The following is a 4,010-nucleotide window of genomic DNA, read 5'->3' as shown; positions in this document are numbered from 1 at the left end:
CGGCGTGCCGCAGACTGACCCGGTGGAGCGGGCCGAGGTCGGCGTTGATGACCAGGACGTCCACCGGGCCTCCTTTCAGCGAAAGCTAACCGCAACGGCATGCGGGTGGACCCGCCTCTCGCGGAGGGGCGGGTCCACCAGCGGACGTGGGATTCCGTGGGGCCGATCAAGTAAGCCGCCTGTGTCGGTGGTTTACGGGAAAGCGCTGTGCCGGGCCCGGGAAGCGCATGAACAGATGGAGTTCGAAAGGGGAGCGAGATGCGCGCCGAAGACAGGACAGCGAATCCGAGACCGAGCGTCCACCGTCTGGCACCGCTGCTCGCCCCGGCGGTCGGGGTCGCGGTGTTCCTCGGGCTGCTACCCCCGACCCCGGCGAGCGGGGCCGCCTCGACGGTTCTACACGTGCCGCAGACCTATCCGACCATCCAGTCAGCTATCGACGCGGCCGCGGCGGGCGACACCGTGCTCGTCGCGGCGGGGACGTACAACGAGACCATCGACTTTCGCTCGAAGGCGGTGACCGTCGAGAGTGAGTCCGGCGCCGCCGCAACCACGATCAACGGCAACGGCGTCGAGGCCGTCGTGCGCATGTTCGTCAACGTCGGGGAGATACCAGTCCTGCGCGGTTTCACCGTGCGAAACGGCGGAGCGTCTGGCTCGACCGACGGGGCGATCGACACGTCCGGCGGTCCCGCGCTGATCGAGCAAAATACGATCACGGACAACCGCTCCTGCGGCGAGGGTGCGATCAACGCCAGCTTCTCCGCGGCGACGATCCGGGACAACCTGATCGTCGGCAACAGTCAGGACTGGTGCAGCGGCGGTGTCGGGGGAGCCGGCGTCTCGATCGTCGGGGCCGGCACAGTCCAGCTGCGCAACAACATGATCACCGGCAACACACACGGGAGCGGAGCCGGTGGCGTTGCGCTGTTCGCGGCCGGCACGCCGACCATCGACGGCAACGTGATCAAGGACAACGTCGGCTGGATCGGCGGCGGCATGTCGCTGGTCAACCAGTCCGACGCCACGATCACCAACAACATCATCGCCGGCAACCGTGGCGCGCAAGGCGGCGGCATGTACGTGTCGGTGCCGCTCGGGGTCCGTGGTCCGCTCGTCTACAACAACACGGTCGCAGCCAACCAGGCCAACAACGGCCTCGCCGCGTACGCCACCGGGTTCTACGCACAGACCGCCTTCGTCAACAACATCCTCGCCGGCGACGGCACAGCCGCCGTGTTCGAATGCGACGGCTCGTACGACCCGACCCTTCCGATCATCCGGTTCAACGACGTCTACAACAGGGGCACGGGGCCCGCGTACGCCGGGAGCTGCCCTGATCAGACCGGCGCCAACGGGAACATCTCGGCCGACCCGTTGTTCGTCGACGCCGCCGGTGGGGACTTCCACATCGGGCTCGGGCCAGCCGTCGACGCCGGCACGAACGCCGACGCCCCCACGATCGACATCGACGGCGACGCGCGCCCCATCGACGGCAACGGCGACGGCGTCGCCACCGTCGACATCGGCGCCGACGAGAAGCTTCCAGGCGACGCCGACACGGTCCCGCCGACGATCACGTGCGCCGCGAGCCCGAACACGTTGTGGCCACCGGACCACACGCTGCGTGCGATCGCCGTTGACATCTCGGCTCGAGACAACTCCGGCTCCGTGACTGTCACGCTGGTCTCCGTCGTCAGCAACCAAGCCGACAAAGGGCTGGGCGCGGACGACGTGCTCGCCGACATCCAAGGATGGGCGACCGGCACGGACGACCGATCGGGTCAGTTGCGGGCGGAACGGTACCAACGCCAGCGCGTCTACACGCTGACCTATGAGGCCGCCGACCCGGCGGGCAACACCGCCACCTGCCAGACGACCGTGACGGTCCCGATGAAGCGCTAGACCTGACGACGAGTGAAGGCGGGCCCACGGGGGTCCGCCTTCACTGCGCGGTGCCTCCGGCGAGTCAGGCCATGCATGGGAACCGGATCCGATCAACTGAGTGGTCCCGACAGGGCTCGACCTGGGTGCGAGTGGAATCCGAACCGCGTTCCGCAGCTCAGGGCCAGTTCGTGACCGTCGCACCCGTCCGGATCCGGCGCCTGTAACCGATCATGGCACAGGTTCGAACCGTTCCTGACGAGCATGGAACGGCAGCCGAGATGATGACCCGCGTGGGGGTTGCCGGACCCGCCCGAGTCGGGCTCTGACGTTGTTGACGAACGAAGTGGCGAAGAGCATGCCGCCGGCGGTCGGTGCCCCACCGCCGAGGCGTCAGCACCGCCGGGGAGGGCCGGACACTCCTCGTCGGCCCGTGCCGCGGGTTACATCACCCCGACCGGCTGAACCGGCCGCTACGTCTGGGCCTCCGCCCGCCCGAGTTGTCTCGGGCGGGCGGCGACCCGCTCAGCTCTGCGTGACCAGGCCGGCATCGACCACGTAATCGCCGCCGTGCACGGCGTTGAACTCCGCACTGGCAACGAGGAGAGTGGGCTCGAACTGGTACGAGGTCACCATGTCCGAGTCGGTGGCGTCGTCACCCACATCGGCGACGGTCCGGCCGTACGCGCTGGACGCCTCCAGCCGGACCTCGTACAGCAGTTCAGTGCGGGCGGTGATCGACCACGTGCCGTCCGGGTTGACGGTGGTCGAGCCGCCGCCAATGGCCTGCCCCTGCCGTACCCAGAGACGCACGTTCAACGCGCCGTCCGGGCCCCCGCCGATGGCGGGTTCACCCGCCTCGCGCTGCCCGTCTCGGTCAAGGTCCTGCCATACCGAACCCCGGATGACGCAGGTCCCGGAGATCGCGACCGTGACGGAACCGGTGCTGTTATCCGTGTTCGCTTCGCGCTTCTGTGGAGTGATGGTCGTCGTGATCGGCACAGTGCTGCCTGGCGCCGCGCCGGCCACGATGAACGGCACGTTCAGCCGGCTGGCCCGACCGCTAGCAGCCAGCTCCGGGTACGAGCACGTGTAGCTCGTCGTGTTCGACACCGCGCAGTCCCAGCCGGCGTTCGTGACCGACGCTGTCGCCGTCTGCAGCCCTGCCGGCACCGACACGGTGACGCTAATCGGACCCGATGCGCCGTTGCCGTAGTTCCGGATGTCGATCTGGGCGTAGAAGGTCTCGCCCTCCGCCGGGTTGAGCACGTCGGTCATCATCAGGTCGACGAGCAAATCGGGCTGGAGTTTTCCCGCCGCCACCGCGTCGGCGGGACCAACCGCCGCAACGCCCACGAAGGCGAGGGTGGCGAGAGAGGTGGAAAACGTACGTCGGATCGAACGGGACAGGAAACGAGTTCGCATAGGTTCCTCGCGTCGAAGGTCACGGCCCTCCCCGGACGGAGAGGGCCACGCTGGAGACCCACTGTCCCCACTCATCCAGCGTCGACAATCCCGATGGCGTTACGGAGACGGCACGTTGGACCGCTGGTCGCATTCCCCCGTTCGACCACTTCGGCCCTTCGCACCGGCTCGCCACCTGGCCCTGGCTTACGAATCGCGGCGGTCGTCTCGGTGCGATGTCGCGGGAATCCGGTGGCCCTCGCCGCGGACGCATTTTGTGATTGCGGCGGTCGCGGTTGCTGGCGAGGCTGCGCCCATCGCGTCGAGTCGTCGTGCGCAGGCTCGAACCCCACATCGACGGGCCGAACGCATCCCCAAGCGCACCGAGACCCGCGCTTTGAGCTGGTAAAACGCCAAAGGCGCCCCAGGGGCTATCGATGGCGGGATACATGCCGTAACTGCGCAAGATCAGGTGTGTTGCCCCTGGTCAGCAACTCTGCGTCGGGGACTGAACCGCTGCTCTAGCGCGGCCATGACCATTGGGTCCTCCGAAGATTGGCAGCCCCTCGCCCGCCTGTCCCCGTCGACGTGGACGACCTGGACCAAGTTGCTGGAGTTGCTGCTGTTCGGCCGCTGTCCGCGCCCGCCGTCGAGGCGGACGTCGTCCACGCGTCCATGAACGGGCTGTCGATGCTCGTCGGCCTGGTCGCCAAGTGGACGCA

Annotated in this window: 2 protein-coding genes; one reads left to right on the top strand and one right to left on the bottom strand. The window is 68.0% G+C overall.

Features of this window, described 5'->3' with window-relative positions:
• Positions 1-402: 402 nt before the first annotated feature.
• On the top strand, positions 403-1,905 hold the full coding sequence (locus tag AB0H87_RS39045; protein ID WP_360157978.1) for a right-handed parallel beta-helix repeat-containing protein: 1,503 nt from the start codon (positions 403-405) through the stop codon (positions 1,903-1,905).
• 504 nt (positions 1,906-2,409) lie between these two features.
• On the opposite strand, the gene AB0H87_RS39040 is transcribed toward AB0H87_RS39045, so the two are convergent.
• On the bottom strand, positions 2,410-3,240 hold the full coding sequence (locus AB0H87_RS39040) for an SdrD B-like domain-containing protein (protein ID WP_360157975.1): 831 nt from the start codon (positions 3,238-3,240) through the stop codon (positions 2,410-2,412).
• Positions 3,241-4,010 lie beyond the last annotated feature (770 nt).

It is taken from the genome of Asanoa sp. NPDC050611, from assembly GCF_040654855.1.
In the GTDB taxonomy this organism is placed as follows: Bacteria; Actinomycetota; Actinomycetes; order Mycobacteriales; family Micromonosporaceae; genus Asanoa.
Note: the sequence above shows the minus strand (reverse complement) of the source record. Positions and strands in the feature narration are given on the sequence as shown.